The sequence below is a fragment of the Rhizobacter sp. Root1238 genome (assembly GCF_001425825.1).
GTDB lineage: Bacteria > Pseudomonadota > Gammaproteobacteria > Burkholderiales > Burkholderiaceae_C > Rhizobacter.
In genome coordinates this window covers 39,074-58,385 of record NZ_LMDM01000002.1, presented here as the reverse complement: position 1 = coordinate 58,385, position 19,312 = coordinate 39,074, and the positions used below count along the sequence as shown (strand labels likewise).

General features: G+C 67.3%; 20 protein-coding genes. 12 read left to right on the top strand and 8 right to left on the bottom strand.

Annotated features, from left to right (window positions below; genetic code table 11):
- Positions 1-8: 8 nt before the first annotated feature.
- Both ASC98_RS02805 and ASC98_RS02800 read left to right on the top strand, forming a co-directional pair.
- Complete coding sequence (locus ASC98_RS02805; RefSeq protein ID WP_056805056.1) at positions 9-1,109, top strand: two-component system response regulator; 1,101 nt, start codon at positions 9-11, stop codon at positions 1,107-1,109.
- Between the two features lie 24 nt (positions 1,110-1,133).
- Positions 1,134-2,237, top strand: coding sequence for an HD-GYP domain-containing protein (locus tag ASC98_RS02800; protein WP_056805053.1), 1,104 nt, complete (start codon positions 1,134-1,136; stop codon positions 2,235-2,237).
- A gap of 402 nt (positions 2,238-2,639) precedes the next feature.
- Here ASC98_RS02800 and ASC98_RS02795 read toward each other — a convergent pair whose 3' ends face one another.
- The gene (locus ASC98_RS02795; RefSeq protein ID WP_157598180.1) at positions 2,640-3,422 is read right to left on the bottom strand and encodes a GNAT family N-acetyltransferase; all 783 of its coding nucleotides are present in this window, start codon (positions 3,420-3,422) and stop codon (positions 2,640-2,642) included.
- 151 nt (positions 3,423-3,573) lie between these two features.
- On the opposite strand from ASC98_RS02795, the gene ASC98_RS02790 reads away from it, so the two are divergent.
- From ASC98_RS02790 to ASC98_RS30025, 3 genes are all read left to right on the top strand, one after another.
- Positions 3,574-4,209 carry a triacylglycerol lipase gene (locus tag ASC98_RS02790; protein WP_056805047.1) on the top strand — a complete coding sequence of 212 codons (636 nt, stop codon included), beginning with the start codon at positions 3,574-3,576 and terminating at the stop codon, positions 4,207-4,209.
- A gap of 226 nt (positions 4,210-4,435) precedes the next feature.
- Entirely contained in the window at positions 4,436-4,876 is a 441-nt protein-coding gene (locus ASC98_RS02785) for a hypothetical protein (RefSeq protein WP_056805044.1), read from the top strand.
- Positions 4,877-5,107: 231 nt separating this feature from the next.
- Positions 5,108-5,524 carry a hypothetical protein gene (locus ASC98_RS30025; RefSeq protein ID WP_157598182.1) on the top strand — a complete coding sequence of 139 codons (417 nt, stop codon included), beginning with the start codon at positions 5,108-5,110 and terminating at the stop codon, positions 5,522-5,524.
- Between the two features lie 335 nt (positions 5,525-5,859).
- On the opposite strand, the gene ASC98_RS29180 is transcribed toward ASC98_RS30025, so the two are convergent.
- The 3 genes from ASC98_RS29180 to ASC98_RS02760 all read right to left on the bottom strand — a co-directional run bounded on the left by ASC98_RS29180 (position 5,860) and on the right by ASC98_RS02760 (position 8,410).
- On the bottom strand, positions 5,860-6,624 hold the full coding sequence (locus tag ASC98_RS29180; protein WP_082542203.1) for an alpha/beta fold hydrolase: 765 nt from the start codon (positions 6,622-6,624) through the stop codon (positions 5,860-5,862).
- A 78-nt stretch (positions 6,625-6,702) separates the two neighbouring features.
- On the bottom strand, positions 6,703-7,503 hold the full coding sequence (locus tag ASC98_RS02765; RefSeq protein ID WP_162249339.1) for an alpha/beta fold hydrolase: 801 nt from the start codon (positions 7,501-7,503) through the stop codon (positions 6,703-6,705).
- 151 nt (positions 7,504-7,654) lie between these two features.
- Positions 7,655-8,410, bottom strand: coding sequence for a glucose 1-dehydrogenase (locus ASC98_RS02760; RefSeq protein ID WP_056805032.1), 756 nt, complete (start codon positions 8,408-8,410; stop codon positions 7,655-7,657).
- Positions 8,411-8,532: 122 nt separating this feature from the next.
- Between ASC98_RS02760 and ASC98_RS02755 the strand changes: the two genes are divergently transcribed.
- Positions 8,533-9,432 (top strand): LysR family transcriptional regulator, encoded by a 900-nt coding sequence (locus ASC98_RS02755; protein WP_056805029.1) that lies wholly within the window; start codon positions 8,533-8,535, stop codon positions 9,430-9,432.
- 180 nt (positions 9,433-9,612) lie between these two features.
- Positions 9,613-10,533 carry a LysR family transcriptional regulator gene (locus tag ASC98_RS02750; RefSeq protein ID WP_056805027.1) on the top strand — a complete coding sequence of 307 codons (921 nt, stop codon included), beginning with the start codon at positions 9,613-9,615 and terminating at the stop codon, positions 10,531-10,533.
- A 28-nt stretch (positions 10,534-10,561) separates the two neighbouring features.
- Here the strand turns inward: ASC98_RS02750 and ASC98_RS02745 are convergent, their stop codons facing one another.
- Genes ASC98_RS02745 through ASC98_RS02735 form a run of 3 tightly spaced genes read right to left on the bottom strand, consistent with a single transcriptional unit; the run spans position 10,562 to position 12,562 of the window.
- Positions 10,562-11,083, bottom strand: a complete 522-nt coding sequence (locus ASC98_RS02745) for a heme-binding protein (protein ID WP_056805025.1) — start codon at positions 11,081-11,083, stop codon at positions 10,562-10,564.
- 32 nt (positions 11,084-11,115) lie between these two features.
- Positions 11,116-11,808, bottom strand: coding sequence for a dienelactone hydrolase family protein (locus ASC98_RS02740; protein WP_056805013.1), 693 nt, complete (start codon positions 11,806-11,808; stop codon positions 11,116-11,118).
- 7 nt (positions 11,809-11,815) lie between these two features.
- Positions 11,816-12,562, bottom strand: coding sequence for an SDR family oxidoreductase (locus tag ASC98_RS02735; protein WP_056805010.1), 747 nt, complete (start codon positions 12,560-12,562; stop codon positions 11,816-11,818).
- Positions 12,563-12,793: 231 nt separating this feature from the next.
- Here ASC98_RS02735 and ASC98_RS02730 point away from each other — a divergent pair, with 231 nt between their 5' ends.
- The 3 genes from ASC98_RS02730 (at position 12,794) to ASC98_RS02720 (ending at position 14,935) form a co-directional block, all read left to right on the top strand.
- Positions 12,794-13,603, top strand: coding sequence for a glycosyl hydrolase (locus tag ASC98_RS02730; protein ID WP_162249340.1), 810 nt, complete (start codon positions 12,794-12,796; stop codon positions 13,601-13,603).
- Positions 13,528-13,956, top strand: a complete 429-nt coding sequence (locus ASC98_RS02725; RefSeq protein ID WP_056805005.1) for a hypothetical protein — start codon at positions 13,528-13,530, stop codon at positions 13,954-13,956. The genes ASC98_RS02730 and ASC98_RS02725 overlap by 76 nt, the downstream gene beginning before the upstream one ends.
- 202 nt (positions 13,957-14,158) lie before the next feature.
- On the top strand, positions 14,159-14,935 hold the full coding sequence (locus ASC98_RS02720; RefSeq protein WP_056805002.1) for a hypothetical protein: 777 nt from the start codon (positions 14,159-14,161) through the stop codon (positions 14,933-14,935).
- A 16-nt stretch (positions 14,936-14,951) separates the two neighbouring features.
- Here ASC98_RS02720 and ASC98_RS02715 read toward each other — a convergent pair whose 3' ends face one another.
- Positions 14,952-15,389 (bottom strand): winged helix-turn-helix domain-containing protein, encoded by a 438-nt coding sequence (locus ASC98_RS02715; RefSeq protein WP_056804999.1) that lies wholly within the window; start codon positions 15,387-15,389, stop codon positions 14,952-14,954.
- 186 nt (positions 15,390-15,575) lie between these two features.
- Here ASC98_RS02715 and ASC98_RS02710 point away from each other — a divergent pair, with 186 nt between their 5' ends.
- The gene (locus ASC98_RS02710; protein ID WP_056804996.1) at positions 15,576-16,229 is read left to right on the top strand and encodes a response regulator transcription factor; all 654 of its coding nucleotides are present in this window, start codon (positions 15,576-15,578) and stop codon (positions 16,227-16,229) included.
- Positions 16,201-19,257 (top strand): histidine kinase, encoded by a 3,057-nt coding sequence (locus ASC98_RS02705; protein ID WP_056804994.1) that lies wholly within the window; start codon positions 16,201-16,203, stop codon positions 19,255-19,257. Before ASC98_RS02710 ends, ASC98_RS02705 begins: the two co-directional genes overlap by 29 nt.
- Positions 19,258-19,312: the final 55 nt, after the last annotated feature.

Here is a 19,312-nt window from a genome sequence, read left to right as displayed (position 1 = left end):
AGAGGGAGATGACGAGTCCGAACGGACCATCCCGGCACATCGTCCTGGTCGTCGACGACACGCCCGACAACCTGACGGTGCTGTCCGACCTGCTCAAGGACGACTACAAGGTCAAGCTGGCCAACGGTGGCGCCAAGGCGCTGAAGCTGGCTGCGGCACAACCTCGACCCGACCTGATCCTACTGGACCTGATGATGCCGGAGATGGATGGCTACGAAGTCATCACGCGGCTGAAATCGGATCCGCTCACCGCGGACATCCCGGTCATCTTCCTGACCGCCAAGGCCGAGGTCGAGGACGAGCAGAAGGGCCTTTCGCTCGGCGCGGTCGACTACATCCACAAGCCCGTCTCGCCGCCCATCGTGCTGGTGCGCGTCAAGACCCAGCTCACCGTCAGCCGGGCGCGTCGCCTGTTGAGCGACCACAACGCCGTCCTCGAAACACTGGTGAAGGAAAGAACGCTCGAGCTCGAGCAGATGCGCGACGCCACCATCCACGCGATGGCGAGCCTGGCCGAGACGCGCGACAACGAGACCGGCAATCACATCCGCCGCACGCAGAGCTACGTGGCCGCGCTGGCGCAGGCGCTGAAGACGCATGCTCGTTTCAGCGATGTGCTGACCGACGCCAACATCGAGTTGCTCTACAAGTCGGCGCCGCTGCACGACATCGGGAAGATCGGGGTTCCGGACCGGATCCTGCTCAAGCCGGGCAAGCTGGATCCGGACGAGTGGGACATCATGCGGCTTCACACCGTCTACGGCCGCGACGCGATCCGCGAGGTGGAACGCTATCTGGGGCGCAGCGACAGCTTCCTGGTCTTCGCACGCGAGATCGCCTACTCGCACCAGGAGAAGTGGGACGGCTCCGGCTACCCCGAAGGACTGGCGGGCGACGAGATCCCCGTGTCGGCGCGGCTGATGGCCGTCGCCGACGTCTACGACGCGTTGATCACCAAGCGCGTGTACAAGCCGGCGTTTTCGCACGAGGAGGCCATGGACATCATGCGCAAGGGAAGAGGCAGCCATTTCGACCCGGACGTGCTCGATGCGTTCCTGTCGATCGAGACGCAGTTCCGCGCCATCGCGGGACAATTCCAGGACAGCTGACCCAACCGACCAAGGAGCCTCACCATGCAGGATTCCGTCAACTCCAAGCCCACCGTGCTGGTGGTGGACGACACGCCAGAGAACCTCGACCTGCTGGCCAACCTGCTGCGCGAAAGCTACCGCGTGCGCCTGGCCAACAGCGGTACCAAGGCGCTGCAGCTGGCGCTCGATGCGCCACCCGACCTGGTGCTGCTCGACATCATGATGCCGGGCATGGATGGCTACGAAGTGCTGGAGCGCCTGAAGTCGGACCCGCGCACGCAGACCATCCCGGTGATCTTCCTGACGGCGCTGTCGGCGCCCGAGGACGAAGAGCGCGGGCTGCTGCTCGGCGCGGTCGACTACATCACCAAGCCGATCAGCCCCGCCATTGCCCTGGCGCGCGTTGCCACCCATCTGCACCTGAAGGTCGTCGCGGACGTGCTGCGCGACAAGGCGGCATTCCTGGAATCGGAGATCGTCCGCCGCACGAGCGACCTGCGCGCGATCCAGGACGTGACGGTGGTCGCATTGGCATCGCTCGCCGAGTCGCGGGACGGCGAGACCAGCGGACACATCCTGCGCACCCAACACTACGTGCGGTCGCTGTGCATCGCGTTGCGCGCCAACCCGCGGCTGGAGAAGGTCCTGGATGACGCGACCGTCAGCGTCATCGTCCGCTCCACCCCCTTGCACGACATCGGCATGACGACCGTGTCCGAGGCGCTCCGGCTGAAGCCCGGCCCGCTGAGCCCCGACGAGTACGAGCAGGTCAAGAAGCACACCATCCTTGGATGCGAGGCCATCGTGCGTTCGCAGCAGCGGCTGGGTGTCGACGCGAAGTTCCTCAGTTGCGCGAAGGAGATCGTCCTGTCGCACCATGAGCGCTGGGATGGCAACGGGTATCCGCAAGGACTGCGCGGAGTCGAAATCCCGTTGGCGGCTCGGCTGATGGCAGTGGCGGATGCGTATGACGCGATGGTGACGCCAAGGGTCTACAAGGCCAGCCTGACGCACGAAGAGGCGGTTGCCTCCGTCTTTGCCGCCAGCGGAACGCAGTTCGATCCCGATGTCGTGGCGGCATTCGAACAGCGCCAGGACGACCTTCGGGCGATCGCCGAGCGTTACGCCGAGGGAGCTGTGGTCTGACGTTTCATCAGCCGGCTCAGGGAGCCCCGTTGAGCCCCGAAATGCGCCATGAGGCCGATGACTGCTCTGCAGGTCAACGGTCGTTCGTGAGCCGACCGCGACCGTCTCAGTTCAGCCTGACGCAGTCGGTGACTCCCGGACGACCGCTAGGCAGCGGTTGCTGCCGGTCGGCCGGGGACTCCGAATGCATCAGCGGGATCCCCGTGCGATCTGTGGCGAGGTGGGGTTTGCTGCCGAGCTTGCCGTGGTCGGTGGGATGGGGCCCCGCGTGCGAGCCCCCCGGGGCTGGGAACACTGGCCCCATCGACGCTGACACGGCTGAAGTCCAGACACCCCACGCTGCGAAGTTTGCCCAGCAGCAACTTGTGCAGGCGGTGCATCCCAGGCGTTGATACCGTTTTGTCAGCCGCTCTTGGGGCGAGTGAGCCAGTCCAAGCGATGCAAGCTGTACGTGCGCTCGTCGAAGGACCTGCCATTCAGCTCACGCTTCGTGTCTGGTTCGCGGTGCATGCCGAGCCGCTCCATCAGTGCTTGCGATCGGTGATTGTCGGCGTGGCAGCTTGCATCTACCAACTCGAGCCCGAGGTTTTCAAACCCCCATTGAATGAACGCTGCCACAGCCTCCGTGGCGAGCCCTTGGCCTCGGTATGCGTGGTGCAACCACCATCCAATGTTGGCTCGGCTCATTTCATGGGGCGACCGGAACCCTCCGACCTCACCGATCACGCGACCGGTTTGCGGGTGCTCCAGCACCATCATGAGCCAGCCCGGCTCGGTGAGACTTCGGTCCTGCTGAGCCGACAGCAGAGTCCTCGCGTCGGACTCCCGTACCGAAGCGGTTTGCGGCTCACCTTCATTTGGAGCTGTTTCATTCCTGAAGGCTAGGTAGTCGCTCAAGTCCTGCAACGACGGAGTTCGAAGAATAAGCTGATTTGTTTTGAGTGAAATCATTTCGATGTGCATGGCCACATCTGCCCGCGTAGCCTCGCACCGTTTTGTCAGCGACTCATAGCCTACCCGAAAGCCGTCGCTCGCGAACGATGCACTGTCGGCCATGAGCGGGCGTTCGTGAGAGTCCGCTTCTGGCTCGGCATGCTCGATGGGTTCATGGCGGGCGCAGCTACCATGGTCCGCCATGCGGTAGTTCCCCGCATCCTGTTTGCAATCCTCGGATGAAAGAGTCACTCATTCAATGCTCAAGTCCCCGGAAGGCTACGCTGCCGCGGCGCTTCTCGTCGCCCTCTTTTCCCTCGCTCTCGAGCCATGATCCACCAAAGGCGACCGGCCGCTTCGGATAGGCTCGCGGTCGTCGACGATGAGAAAGCCCGGATCCACCATGCAAGCATTGTTCGTCCATGGCCTGGGACGCACGCCCTTGTCGGGGCTCCCCCTGATGGCGCGCCTGCGGCGTGCGGGTGTTCATGCCCAAGCCTTCGGCTACTCGGCGACTTGGGCGGACGCAGATGCCATCAGCGCAAGGCTGACGCGCCGGCTGGTTGGGATGGCGCAGTCGTCGGGGGCGGCGCCAGGCTATGTGGTGATCGGCCATTCGCTGGGTGGCGTGCTGCTGCGCGATGCGTTGGCCGCACTGCCCGACGGCGTGCCGCGGCCTCGCCATGTATTCCTCCTCGGCTCGCCGCAGACGGCATCGCGGCTCGCGCAGGCATTGCGCGATTGGTGGGTATTTCGCGCCTGGGCCGGCGACTGCGGGCGCCTGCTTGGGTCGGCGCAGCGCATGGCGCGAATTGCCGCGCTTGCCCAGCGCACGACCGGCATCGTCGGCACGCGCAGCCTGCCGATGCTGAGGCGCTGGTTCGGAAACGAGGCCAATGATGGCGTGGTGGCGGAGTCAGAGGTCAGCGCCACGTGGATCTCTGATTGGGTGCGGCTGCCGCAGACCCACACCTGGCTACCGTCGAGTCGGCAGGTGAGCCAAGTGATACTCGACCGCCTGCGCGGAACGGGGGCATGACGAGGTCGGCCTGCAGCTTCCGCGCAGGTGAACTTGCGCTGACTAAGCGCTGGCACCGAGCGTGCGACGATCGGCCAGCAGCTGCCTGTCGCGAACGGCAGCTTTAGGATAGTCTGCCTGCGCCTTTGTGGCGAAGAGGCTCGCGCTCTGACGACCGCACAGATTCCCTATCGGCTCCGACTCGAAATTCAAAGGTATGCCATCAACTTGTCGCTCCGGAAAATCCATGAACCGAATCTTCATTGCCATAATTCTCTCGCTTGCAATGGCCACGTGTTTTGCGCAAGGCAAGACATTCGGCAGCCCAGCAGAAGTTAGGAAGTTCACAGACGGACTGATGGGGAGCATTGGTGCTGGCAAGTACGAGAATGCATGGAAGCAACTCCGTCCAGCCTCCCTCTTGCCGGGGGCAGAGATCGATGCATTCACGGCCCAGTTTGCGAGTCAACAGCCCAACATCGCACTTCGCTACGGCAAGCCCACCGGGTACGAGTACATCCGAGACCAGCAGGTCGGGACGGCCCTTATACGGTTCCAGTACATCGCAAAATTCGAGCGGTCACCCATGCGATGGTTGTTCATCTTCTATCGGACAGACACAGGATGGGTGATGACCGACTTCAAGTTCGACGGAAACGTAAACGCGCTGTTCACACCAGAGGGCTGAGCTTTCAGTCCGGTTGACCAAGTGTTGGACGCTGAGTCGGGAGATCGCCCCGCTCGTTGAGCGACTCCTGGTGGGAACTGAGACCGGCAGGTCGAATGTCAGCGGTGGGTCGATGTGGGCCGTGATGCAGCAACGCGGTGTGCTCTCTGGTGGGCCTCGAGGCCCCGTTTGCGGAACGCAGTTGCTTACTCCACAACAAGCTGGACATGTCAGCAACCCACTATCAACCACATGAAATCAACTCTCATCTTCAGCGCCGCGCTGGTATCTGCACTTCTTACCACTCCGGCTATAGGCGCGGAATCACGTGCTTCCTGGCGTTGGTATTACAGCGGTTTCGCGTCCCCCGATGCAAGCGCAAAGGTGCTGTTGCGATCAGGTTCAGCCACGGTCAGCAGATCGGCATCAGCCATCACGGTTGAAATGCAGGAGGTCGACGGGACCGCCGCGATGTTCAAAGGGAAAGTCTCAGACTCCCAGGTGAACGGGAAGTTGAGCGACTTCTTCCCCTCGGAATCGGTGTCCTACCGAGGAACGTACAAAACACTGCAGGTCGGCGCTTGCAAATTCGAGCAGATCGCACTTTCCAGCAGCGTGCCGGACGGCAGCATCATCATGTTCTCTAGAGTTTCGGGGCGCTGCCAATGAAATCTTGTCGTAGGCAGGGCCCTATTCGGTCGTTCGAGCCGCAGGCCTCAGCAAACAAGGGCCGCGCGGCTTTGGCATTGAGCGGCGGCTTCTGGGCGTTGAGAAGACCATCGCGAATGTCGGCAACGAGTCGATAGCTCCGCCTCGCGGCTCGCAGGAGCGGCCGTTCGACCTGGTCATCCCTGGCTGCAACTGCGTCCATTCGGGCGCGGCTGAGCAAACCCAACGCGTTGCGCGACGAAGGTCTCCTCTCCGTCAGAGCGGTCGCTCGCGCGACGGCCTCTTACCGCCCGCAACCAGCCTGAAGCAGCCAGTGACTCGGCGATGGCGGAGCGTCAAGCCTCGATGTCATCCAGAAACCGGCGCAGCAGCTTCTCGATCTCGTTCGGTCGCGCCAGCTGTATCCAATGCCCGGCGCCATCGATGTGAACCTGCCGGTACCCGGCAATTCGCGCTATCGAATGCGGCGTGTCGTTGCGGCTTTGCTGCACGACGAGAGCATCGCCCGGATAGCAATGACCGGCAGCGGCCGGATCGAACGCGGCCAGTGCCTCGGTCATGCCGACGATCGTGCGCGCATCCGTATGGCGCACGTCGCTCAGCACCTGGTCGGCGACAACCGGCGCGTCGCCGGCAATCGAGGCATAGAAGGCCTCGGCGGTCTTGTAGGGCTCGCGTCGAGCACCGTCGATCGTCTGTTGCGCTTGCTCCGCGGAGAACGCCTTGCCGGACTGCGCCGGATCGACGAGGAACATGCCGGCGACATGCTCGGGATGTGTGCTGGCGTACAGATGAGCGACCGCGGCGCCGCCGCTATGGGCCACGCAGACGAAGCGGTCCAGTTCCGCTGCGGCGCTCACGGCCGCAATGTCTGCGCCTTCCCGCGCGTAGCCGTAACCATCGTCGGGAATGGCAGAGCCCCCGTGGCCTCGGCGATCGAAGCTGACCACCCGGCGACCTGACGCGAACCGATCCATGATGGGGGTCCACTGCCGATGGTTGCCCAGGTCGGCATGCACGAAGAGCAGTGGCACGCCGGGGCCAGCGCCTGCCGTGAAGCAGGCCACTGGGGCTGATGTCCGAACGGCCTTGTCCGTCATGGGTGCCTCGCTGGTTGGGTCTTTCTTCGCGAAAGCGAGCCGGGCTCGATGGGATGCCGATGCCGATGAATCGTCGACTCATGCAGTCCGGGATTTGAGAAATTCACGCAGCGCCGGCAAGAAGGTGTCCGCCCGGTCCGCAAAGGCCACGTGGCCGGCGAACGGAATGTTGAGGAAGTGCGCTTGCGCCAACTTGCCGCGCAATTCCACCGCGTCGGCCAAGGACGTGAGATGGTCATCGTCGCCGCGCACGATCAGCACGGGCGCCTTGATCTTCGCCACGCCGTCGTCCGGGTGGCCCGTGATCGTTTCGTCCAGCCAACCGGGAATCAGCGCCTTCGCAAGGCGCTCGAAGTCCGGTTCGGGGTTGAGTCGCTGGTAGTCGTCGCAGGTCTGCGGAAACTTGCGGCACCAGCTCTCGGCCGTAACGCCCTGCAGGATCGATCGGGTGGCTTGCAGATTCTTGCGGTGCCATGTCGACCCCACGACGACGATGCGCTCGACCAACAGCTTTCCAGCCACTCCGATGCGCAGCGCCACGGTACCGCCGTCGCTGAACCCGAGTACCGAGCACCGACGCACGCCGAGTGCACCCAGCACTGCCTCGACGTCTTCCTGAACGCGCTGATAGGTCCAGCCACCATCGCCCAAGGTCGATTTGCCGTGGCCCCGGCTGTCGATCCCGATGATCCGATGGCTGCTGCCCAATTGCGGCAGCAGGGCATTGAAGTCCTCGATCTGTCCGAACCCGCCATGCAGCAGAACCAGGACCGGAGCGTCCAGGGGGCCCAGGCTCTCCGAGTAGATCCGCGCACCGCCCACGGCGGTGTGCACACCGCGTCGATGGTCGAATATTCGGGAACCGTTGTCATCGATCATGTCGCCACCTCTTTCGCCACCGATGGCCTTTGTCGTCGATGACGCGACCATTGTGAAGAGCGACGCCCGCAGAACGTGTCCGCTGAAGACGACAACTGATGTAGGAGATCGACCCGTTCAGGATCGTGCCCAACGCGGGCGGTGCGGGCGCTCAGCGCGCCACGTAGCCGCCGTCGATCAGCAGCCCGGTGCCGGTGACAAAGCTGGCGCGGGGCGAAGCCAGGAACAGCACGGCCTCGGTCACTTCGTCGGCCGAGCCGGGGCGACCGGCCGGTGTCTGCTGGGTGAAGGCAGTGCGCGCCTGTGCTTCGCCGCCCCATACACGGTCCTGCATCGGCGTGTCGATCATGCCCGGGTTCACCGCGTTGACGCGGATGCCGCGCTGCACGTACTCGAGCGCCGCGGTGCGCGTCAAGCCCATCACCGCATGCTTGCTCGCGATGTAAGGCGCCAGGCTCGGGAATCCGACCTCGCTGCCCATCGACGCATTGTTGACGATCGCACCACCGCCCGATTGCAGCATCGCGCGGATCTCGTGCTTCATCGCCCAGAACACCCCGCGCACGTTGGTGTTCATGACCAGGTCGTAGTTGTCGTTGTCCTGCTCGGCGAACTCGGCGCTGCGGCCTTCGATGCCCGCGTTGTTGTAGGCCACATCGAGCCGGCCGTGGTGCGAGAGCGCCAGCTGCACCAGCGCGTCCACGTCAGCCTCGCGCGTCACGTCGGTCGGGGCGAACACCGCGTTGCCGCCCTGTGCGCGGATCTGCGCCACCAAGGTTTCGCCCTCGGCCTGGCGGCGCGCGCCCAGCACCAGCTTCGCACCCTGGCGCGCGAAGGCCTGCGCGGCCGAACGGCCCATGCCCGAGCTGGCGCCGGTGATCAGCACGACCTTGTCCTTGAATTCCATTCAATTGCTCCTGTGAGGCGCCGGCGACGTGCCGACGATGGAAGGCAGTATGGAAACCGGCGTTGATCCTGTGAATGAATACACCGGGAGATCAGAATTCCCAGCAGAGGAATAATCGAGGAATGCTGAACCGTATCGACCTGCTGCGCACCTTTCTCGCAGCCTACGAGACGCAGAACTTCCGCGAGGCTGCGATCCGCCTGTCGATCTCGCCGCAGGTGGTCACGCGGGCGGTCAAGGAACTCGAAGGCCATCTCGGCGAACTGCTGTTCCACCGCAGCACCCGCAGCGTGCAGCCCAGCGATTTCTGCGAGCGCTTCGTGCCGCAGGCGCGCCAGGCGTTGCAGGGCGTCGATGCCTTGTTCGCGGCGGCGATGCCGGTGAAGGATGAGCGCGTCCAAGGCCTGGTGCGCATCGCGGCGCCGACCATGCAGGGCCGGCGCTTCGTGATGCCGCTTCTCGAGCGCCTGGCGCTGCAGCATCCTGGCCTGTGCTTCGACCTGCGACTGTCCGACCAGGTGATCGACGCGGTGGCGCAGCGCATCGACGTCGGCGTGCGCGCCGGCCGCCTGCGCGACAGCCGCTTTGTCGCGCGGACGGTGTCGGTGTTCTCGTTGCGCATCGTCGCAGCGCCGTCGCTGCTCAAGCGCATCGGGCCGGTGGAGTCGGTGGCCAGCTTGGACACCCTGCCCACCGCCCAACTGATCAACCGCAACACCGGCCGCCCCTGGCCATGGAGGCTGAACCGCGAGCGGGAGATCCTGCCCGCGCTGCCCGCATTGGTCTCCGACGACGCCCAGGCCGTGTGCGACGCGGTGCTCGCAGGCATGGGCATCGCACAGCTGGCCGGCGTGCTGGTCGCAGACCATTTGCGCGGCGGTGCGCTGCAGGAGGTACTGCCCGAGACGGCTCCCAAACCCTGGCCACTGTCGGTCTACCGCGTGCAGCGCCAGCCGGTGCCGGCGCGCATCCGCCTGGTGTACGAGGCCCTGGTAGCGGGCTTGCGCGAGGTCGAGAGTTGAGGTGGCAGAACGGGGCGTCGCTTCGGCCGTTTGCGTCGGCTGCGCGTCTGGTGTCGGCGTTGATCTTCGCGGCGTGGAAGGTCAGTCCCTCGCATCGAGCCCCTGTAGAGTGAGGGCGCGCGGCCGTTCAATGGACGCGACCCGGCCGCATTCCGCTGTCGGCTTCTTGAGGTGAGTCAATTGGACAGACTGGAAGCGATGGCGATGCTGGTTTCCTCCGTCGAGGAGGGAAGCCTGTCGGCGGCCGCCAGGAAGCTGCGAATCCCCGTTGCCACGCTCACGCGCAATGTCAACGACCTGGAGGCGATGGTCGGCACGAAGCTTCTCGTTCGAACGACACGCAAGCTCTCGCTGACGGACGCTGGAGCCGACTACGTTGCCGCTGCAAGGCAGATCCTCGAACAGGTCGATGAGCAGGAGCGCCGCGCCGCCGGCGAGTTCACGAACCCTCGCGGCGAGCTCGTCGTGACGACGCCGGTGCAGGTGGCGCGGCTTCGGGTGCTGCCCGTCATCAACCAATTCCTGGCGCAGTTTCCCGAGATCCGCATACAGCTCCTGCAATCCGACCGCAACATCGACCTCGTCGACTCGCACGCGGATGTCGCGGTGCGGATCGGCCGCCTGCGCGACAGCAGCCTGGTGGCCACGCGGGTCGGGTTGTTGCGCGTCGTGCTGGTGGCCAGCCCGGCGCTTTTGAAGAAGCATGGCGTGCCGCGCAGCCCCGAAGATCTGCGCGGCTACCCTCGCGTCGTGTTCAACAGCCCGTTCCTGTCGCCGTGGCGTTTTCGCCATCCGGATGCCAGCGAGATCCACGCGATCGCAGACACACCGCGATTGCTGGTGTCGTCGCCGGACGCAGCCGCCGATGCCGCCATCGATGGCGTGGGCGCGACGATGCTGCTCGAGCACGACGTGGCAGAGGCGGTGCGCGCCGGAAAGCTCCGATTCATCCTGCAGGAGTTCGAGGTCGACCCGATCCCCGTGCACCTCGTCCACCTGTCCCGCGACATGATGCCGGTCAAGCTCCGCCGGTTCATCGACTTCGCCGTTCCGCAACTTCGCGAGGCATTGGCGGACTTCGGACGCATCCCGGCGCCTTGAGAAGGCGCGCGCTTCGCGCTGTGCAGCGCTACTTCTTCAGGAGCTCTGCCGCCTTGGCAACACCCGCCTGTGCGCAGACCTCATCCTTGTCGCCCCCGGGCGAGCCGCCCACACCGAGCCCGGCAATGGTCTCGTCCCCCACCTTGAAGGCCACGCCGCCTGGCAATGCCGTCACATTGGGCGTGCCGGCCAGCGATTGAGCCACGAGCGGCGGGTACTTCCCCAGCACGCCGATGAAGCCGCTGGTGGTGTCGACGTGGAAGATCGGCCCCATGGTCACCACCGTATAGGCCTTGCGGAAACTGCTGTCCTTGGTGTGGATCACCGCGTGGTCGCCGCGCAGGACGACCTGAGGCGTCCCCGAGACGTCGACGACCGTAGCCGTCACGTCATAGCCGTTGGCCTTGCAGGTGTCCACCGCCGTTTGGGCAGCGATGATGGCGGTGCTCAGCGGAAGCGTCTTGCCGCTGATCGAGACCTGTGCCTGGACCGGCGCGTGGGAGCTCAGGCTGAAGAATGCCGCCAGGACGGCGAGCCGAGACATGTGCATTTCAGTGTTCCTTTGAAGTCGTCAGAGCCGGCTCAGGCCAGGTGCCTGGCGAAGAACGCGAACGTGCGGTCCCACGCCCTCTGCGTCCACACCGGGTCATGGTGCGTCTCCGCGATCCGCCCCTCGCCCACCGCCTGCTCGTTACCGAACGCGTGGTGCGCCAGGTAATGGTGGAAGTCGTGCTTCACGCCGGCGGCCGTCAGCTTTTCCACCAGGCCGGCCACCAGCGCCGGCGGGAAGAACTGGTCCTGGTCGGCCCAGTGGCCCTGCAGCGGAACCTTGATCTTCCCGGCGTCGATGAACTCCAACGGCGGGCAGCCGTACCAGGTGACCGCAGCGTCGAGCTCGGGCACATTGGCAGCGGCCAGCAGCGTCAGCGCGCCGCCCATGCAGAAGCCGACGCAGCCGACCTTCGCGGCGCGGGTCTTCAAGAACTGGACGGCGCCACGCACATCCTGGGCGGCGGCGGAGCCGAAGTCCAGGCCGGTCATCAGGTGGTGCGCCTCCTCTTTCTCGACCGTGCTCTTGCCGCGGTAAAGGTCGGGCACCAGCGCCAGGAAGCCGGCGTGGGCGAGGCGGTCGGCAACGCCACGGATCTGGTCGTTCAGGCCCCACCATTCCTGGATCACCACGACCGCTTGTGCACCCTGCAGCCGCGCCGGCTCTGCGAGGTAGCCCGACAGCTCCTGGCCGTCGGGCCGCTTGAATTGAATCGTCGTTCCCATGGCGCCGTCAGAACTGGGTCAGGCCGCCATCGACCACGAGTTCCGTGCCGGTCGTGTACGACGAGTCGTCGCTGGCGAGGAACAGCGCGGTCTTCGCGAGTTCCGCGGCATCGCCGAAGCGCTTCAGGCCGACCTTCTGCGTGATGCCGGCGGCGATCTCCGACAGCACGTTGTCGGGCAAGCCGATCTTGCTGTAGAAGGGCGTCGCGATCGCGCCCGGGCTGACCGCGTTCACTCGGATGCCGCGCGGCGCCAGCTCTGCGCCCAGGGTGCGGACGAGGGAGCGCGCCGCCGCCTTGGTCGCCGCCAGGATCGACAGGCCCGCATAGCCGATCGTGTTCAGGAACGATGTCGTCACGATGATGCTGCCGCCCTGGGCCATCACCGGGGCCGCCTTCTGGATCGTGAAGAACGTGCCGGTGAAATTGAGCGCGAGGTTGTCGGCGACATAGGCTTCCGTCACCGCCTCGAGTGGAGCGACCGTGGTCGCGCCGGCGTTGGCGAAGAGCACGTCGATGCGACCGAACCTGGCGCGCGTCTCTTCGACGGCACGCTCGATGTCGGCCACCTTGCGGATGTCGGCACGCACCAGCAGGGCCTTGCCATCGAGTTGGTTCCCGGCGGCAGCCAGGCGCTCTGCGTTCGAGCCGACCAGCACCACCTGGGCGCCCTCGGCCTGGAACAGCTTCGCGGTTTCCAGGCCGATGCCCGACGTGCCGCCGGTGATGAATGCAACTTTGTTCTTGAGCTTCATTTCAGGTCATTCCCATGGGTTGAGTTGAATGACGAAGGAGACGTTTCGGTCCATCGCTTCGCATGGGACGAATCATGTGTCTCGCCCATCGGAAGCGGAATGAGCTGGATGCGAGCAACATCTGCTCGGGAAATGGCGAGATGGCCCCCTAACCGGAACCACGCTTCCGGAACGGCATCCTCCTACCATCGAGCGCCCCCCGGCGATGGGGTTCAGACAGGGAGCTCCAACATGTCGGGTCTCTTTCCATGGCGCGCCTTGGCGGCCCTGGTTCTTTTCGGCTCGCTGATGCCCGCCGCCCGCGCTGGCGATGGGTCCACCGCCGAGCTCTACGACAAGGCCCACAGCGCCGAGACGCAGTCTGTCTTCGACTTCATCCGCACGCGCACGCTGGCAAGCCGGTCGAACATGATCGAGGGCCAGCACATGGGCGGCCCGGGCGACCTGTCGTCGGCGCCGCAGGTGTTCGACATGAACACCTACCGCATCGCCAGTGCCTCCCCGCGCCGGGCCTACCCGCGCATGATCGGTGCGCGATACGACGCCAACCTCGACGCCGCGCACTATGTGCTGGAGCAGGCCCATGTGTCGCAGATCAACGCCCGCCTGCTCGATGCCTCGGCGATCTACCATCCGATCGTCAGCATCACGGCCACGCCACCCAATCCTTGGGACCGCAACTCCGGCCGCTCGTCCAGCCCGAAAGACAAGGCGCTGTCCAAGCTGTTCCTTTCCAACCGCGCCCCCGATACGCCGGCGGGCCGCTTCTGGGACGACATCGACACCATTGCCGACGGCTTGCGGACGCTGAGCGACGCCGGCATACCGGTCGTCTTCCGACCGTTCGCCGAAGTGAACACCGGCGAAAAATACCATGAGGCGCGCTGGCCACGCCGGGTTGGTCGGTGCGCACAGGTGACACCAATGGCGGCGCCGGCGGATGCAAGAACTGCCAATCCAAGGCGGTGCTGTCGTTCTACACGCGGCAGGCCCTGCCCGACGACGCCGTGGTGGGGCCGAGCCAGCCGACGCTGCTGTTGACGCAGACGGCCACGGGGGCGGGCACCAACCCGTTTGCCGCCGGATTCGCGCCCTTGTCGATCGATGCGGCGAACCGCTGGTTCGGTGGCGCGTCGGGCCTGGCACCTGAAGATTTCAGCGGCGCCGACCGGCCAGGTGTCGGGCAGATGAGCGACCCGGCACAGGGTCCCACCCAAGTGCTGTCGCACGGCAGCGTGCCGGCCAACACGATCAACCTCACACGCGGCAACGGGCGGACGCAGTATCGGGTGTCGTTCTTCAAGGCCACGGACGGCGCGAACACCAACAACTACATCGATTGGAACGGGGCGCAAAGCCCACCGGAACTGATCCTGACCTACACCTTGCCGTGACCCGTGACGGGTACGCCCTGGCCACGCGCAGCGTGGCCTGTTGCCGGCCGTCGCGGTGGTGGCGCACGGGCTGACGATCGTGGCGCTGACCGTCAGGAAGTGCCAGGACCGTCAGAACCCCATCAGGGTCTCGTCAAGACGCCGCAGAGGGCAGTGCCTACGATCCCTTGCACGTTCCACCCGCTCTCGCAAGGCCCTCGCCATGTCCTCGTACCGCATCAGCAGCCTGCCTGCGCTGCCACCGTCGCTCGATCGAACCCGGTTCCGCAAGGCCTTGAGCGCGATGTCGGTGCACAACGTCAGCCGCCACTGGCTGCGCCGCGAGGCAGGGCTGGCCAACGCCGAGATCGACTCGCTGCTGGCGCTGCTCGACGGCGCCGGCGTGCTGCTCGGGCCCTTTCCCGAAGAGTCTGCCGACGCGCCCGCCAACCCCCTGGCCGACGGCCCGCCGCGGCGGCGGCGCGACAGCACCTGGCGCCTGCTGCTGCAGCTGCTGCGCAGCCGCCTCGCGCGTGCCGCGGTGCAAGTGCGCAGGCCGGCGCCCGAGTCGCCGCGCGCGCAAGAAGTGCCACGCGCCGCGGCGCCGGGCTGGCTCGACGACATCGCGCCGTCGACGCTGGAGCGCATCGGCGACGACCTGCGCGCGCTGCTGGCGCAGCACCCCCGCGCGCGCCGCGTGCTCACCCACCTGGGCGTGCTGGAGCGCGCGCTGCGCCGCAAGGATGTCGCCGCCGCGAACGCGTTGCCCATCAGTGTGCTGCGACGGGCGCTCGACCAGCTGCGCGCCATCGGCATCCCCGACGACAGCCCAGGCCTCGCGATCCTGCGTTCGCGCCTGATGCTGGTGGTGCTGCGCAGCGACGACGACGTCGCGCCGCTGACGCGGTCCGTCGAGGTCGACGAGGTCGGCTTGTCGCGCTTCGTCGAAGCGCAGCAGCAATGGGAGCTGCACGCCCCGTCCCTGCCGGTGCCGCGTTGAGGGCACCGGCGCGACGTCAGCGCGGGCCGTCGCCGTCCAGCACGGCAACGAAGCGGTAGCCGACGCGCGGGTAGGTTCGGATGACCTGGCCGATGCCGGGGCTGCCGTCGCACACCGCCTGGCGGATGCGCATCACCGCGGCGGCCAGCGAGCCGGGCTGGACGATCTCGTGGCGCCAGATCTGGTCGAGCAGCTCGTCCGTGGTGCGCACCCGGTCGCGGCTCTCGATCAGGTAGACCAGCAGGTCGAACGGGCGCGGCTGCAAGGCCCGCGGCAGGCCGTCGACCAGCACCTCGCGCGAGGCGATACGGACCTCGCAGCGCCCGAACCGCAGCGGTGCCACGCACTCGGGCACCGCCTCCGTCGCAGGCTCGTCGGCCCGCGAGCCCGCAGGCGCGAGGCCCGGCATCGTGCTGTTGTCGAACGTGTGGCGGGGTGACGAAAAGCTGTACATGGGGCCTCGCGGTGTAGTGCTACAACGAACGTTGTAGACATTAATCTACAACACATCGGCAACGCGTCGACGGGGAAGTTGTCACGCTTGGTGCCGGCTTGCCGGCTTTCCTTCGAACGATCTCACATGTCATGTCGTCGTCATGTAGACTGATCACTACATCACGGTACCGCTCCGGTTGCGCCCATGAACCCCACGCCGCCCGCCGCGGGCCCGATCCGCGTCCTCATCGCCGACGACCACGCGCTGGTGCGCGAAGGCCTGCGCAAGATGCTCGATCTCGACGACCGGCTCGTGCTGGCCGGCCAGGCCGCATCGGCCGCCGAGGTGCTGGCCGGGCTCGCGGCCGGCGGCGTCGACCTGCTGCTGCTGGACCTGCTGATGCCCGGCTGCACCGGCGTCGACCTGATCGAGCGGGTCGTCGCCGCGCACCCCGGGCTGCCGGTGCTGGTGCTGACGATGCACGCCGATCCGCACATCGCGCGGCGCGCGCTGAAAGCCGGCGCCCTCGGCTACCTGACGAAGGACGTCTCGCCCGAGCAATTGATCGACGCGATCCACCGCGTGGCGGCCGGTCGCAGCTATGTCGATCCGTCGCTGAGCGCCGAACTGATCCGCGCCGAGCAGGCGCAGGAAGAACCGATGGCCCTGCTGTCGACGCGCGAACGCCAGGTGCTGATCGCGCTGGTGAAGGGCCAGTCGCCGACCGACATCGCCACGCAGTTGCAGCTCGCGCCCAACACCGTCAGCACCTACAAGGCGCGGCTGATGGAGAAGCTCGGCCAGGACTCGCTGAGCGACCTCGTGCGCTATGCGCTGCGACACGGCCTGGTGGATTGAGCGCGGCAAGGCGGCGCTCGCGGCGCTGCTGCTGGTGGGCGTGGCCGCGGCCGCGCACGCGCAGCATGCGGTGTTCGAGGGCTACCAGCAATCGGCCGGGCTGACCAACATGGCGGTCGGCTGCCTGACGCAGGCGACCGACGGCACGCTGTGGATCTGCACCGAGAACGGGCTGTTCCGCTTCGACGGCTTTCGCATCCGGCGCGAGGCCTTGCCGCCGGGCGCGGAGCGGGCGGTGCTGCTGACGGCGCGGGCCGATGGCGGCGGCCGGCTGTGGATTGCAACCGACCTCGGCCTGTTCCTGCGCCGCGAGACCGACGGCAGGCCGGCCTGGACCGCGGTCACCCAGCCCGGCGGTGCGCTGATCGGTGTCGAAGGCGGGCAGCGCATCGACGTTGACGAGCGCGGCATCGTCTACGCGATCGACCGCAGCAGCCGGGTGTGGGCGATCGATGCCACGGCACCGGCGGGCCAGGCGCCGGCCGTGCAGCGCGTGAAGCTGCCGGCCTTCCCGGCCCCGCCGGGCGCGGTCGATGCCGATTCCGGGGCGCTGCGCGCAGGCCGCGGCGCGCTGTGGTTCGGCTGCGGCCTCGGCCTGTGCGAATGGCGTGACGGAACGCTGCGCACCTGGGGCGAGGCCGAGGGCCTGCCGGCCCGCATGTGGGGCAACCTGGTGCTCGGCCGCGACGGCAGCGTCTGGGCGCGCAGCAGCGACCGGCTCGCGCAACTGCGACCGGCGCAGCACCGCTTCATCGCTGTCGAGGCCCCGGCGGCACAGCGCTTGCCGGCCACCTCGGCGCTGGCCGAGGACCCGGCAGGGCGCATCGTGGTGGCCACCGATGCGGGTGTTGCACGCTGGGACGGACAACGCTGGCAATCATGGACCTCGAAAGAGGGGCTGCCCGAAACGCTGGTCCGCTCGCTGCTGTTCGACGCCGAGGGCGCGCTGTGGCTCGGAAGCTCGGGCCGTGGCCTGCACCACTGGGTCGGCTACGGGCAGGCCGATCACTGGACACCGGCGCAGGGGCTGCCGGCGCCCGCGGCGTTCAGCTTCGCCCGTGACGGCCGCGGGCACCTGTGGGCCGGCACGGCGCAGGGTATCGCCCGGCTGGACGAGGCCGGCGAACGCCTGCAGCCGCTGGCCTCTTCGCGTCCCAAGGGGGCTGCCAACAACATCGCCGTCGCCGCCGACGGTGCGCTGTGGTGGGTCGAGGCGGGACGCGTGCTGCGCCTCAGGACCGGGGCGGCCGGCGCAGACACGATGTTCAACGACCCCTCGCTGGTCATGGCGCTGCAGGGCACGGACGGCGCCATCTACCTCACCGGACGCCATGGCGTCGACCGCATCGTCGCCACGCCCTCGGGCGTGCGCCGGCAGCCGGTCGCCGATGGCCTGCCGGAGCGCGAATGGGTGGGCGGCGTCGTCGTCGCCGGCACCGGGCCGACGGCGGTCGAATGGTTCGTCGGCGAGCGCCGCATCTTCCGCGCGATCGACAACGCCTGGGTGCCGATGCGCGACGAGCACGGCCAGGTCATCGAGACTGATGGACACGCGAGCGTCGCCGGCGCGTCGGCGTTCTGGGTGGTCGACTCGCACAGCCTGGCCCTCTACACGCTGGAGGGCGGCGCCAACGTCCGGCTCGTGCGCCGTTTCGACCTGGCGCTGTTCGGCGACCCGGCGGTGTACTTCCTGCGCGGCGCGCCCGACGGACGCCTCTGGTTCGGCACCGATCACGGCGCCTTCATCCAGGACGGCGGCCACTGGTCGCACATCGACCGGACCAACGGGCTGCTGTGGGACGACATCGACGACGGGGCGGTGCTGCTCGAAGCCGACGGCACCGCGTGGATCGGTACCAGCGCCGGCATCACGCGCCTGCGCCCGGCGCAGGCCAAGGAGGCCCCTGCGGCGCTGCGCGCCGACACGCTGCGCTTCGGCGCGAAAACGGCCTCGCCGGCCTCGCTGCCGCAGATCGCCTGGGACGATCGCCACCTGCAGCTGACGCTCGCCACCCCCAGCATCGCCCGCGGCCGCACGCTGCGCGTCGAATACCGGCTGGACGACGACGCCACATGGCGTGCGATCGAGGGCAACGTGGTGACCATCGAGTCGCCCGAGGCGGGCTCGCACCTGCTCGAGGTGCGCGCCGGAGCTCGCGTGCCGATCGCAGAGGCCGGCCCGCCGCTGCGCATCGCCTTCGCCATCGAGCCGCCGTGGTGGCGGTCGGCACCGGCGAAGCTGGCCGCCGCGGCGGCGCTGGCGCTGCTGTGGTGGCTGTCGAACCTGGTCGCGAACCGGCGCCAGCGCCGCGACCGCGAGCGGCTCGAGCGCGCGGTGGCCGAGCGCACCGCCGAGCTTGAAACGTCGCGCCAGGCACTGCGCCGGCTGGGCGAGCACAACACGCATGCGCTGGAAGACGAGCGCAGGCGCATCGCACGCGAACTGCATGACGAAATGGGCCAGCAGCTGGCGGCGCTGCGCATGGAGGCGTCGGTGCTGCGCGCGCGGGCGCGTGGCGAGCGGCCGCCGGCGCAGGAGCACTTCCAGTTGCTGCTCGATCGCATCGACCACCTGGCCGGCGGCGTGCGAGCCCTCGTCAAACAGCTGCGGCCACCGGCGCTCGACGGCGGCCTGGCCGCGGCGCTGGAGTGGCTGGCCGCGGAGTTCACCCACGCCACCGGTGCGCCGTGCCGGCTGCAGCTCGATGCGGCGGCGGACGGACTGGCGCCGGACGCAGCGACGCAGCTCTTTCGCCTTGCGCAGGAGTCGCTCACCAACGTGCGCCGCCATGCGCAGGCCAGCGAGGTGAGCGTGAGCCTGCAGCGCGACGCGCAGGCCTGGGTGCTGACCATCACCGATGACGGCGCCGGCTTCGACCCTGCCCGCGAGCGCAGCGGGCACGGCCTGCTCGGCATGGAAGAACGTGCGCGCCTGCTGGGCGGCTCGTTCGAGCTCGACAGCCGACCCGGCGCCGGCACGACGGTGCGCGTGCGCTTCGAGGAGGCCGCGCGCAACACCACCGCGTGAAGCGTGCTGCCCGTCACGACGCCGCGGCGCGGGCCACACCGGTCAGGCACCCGTC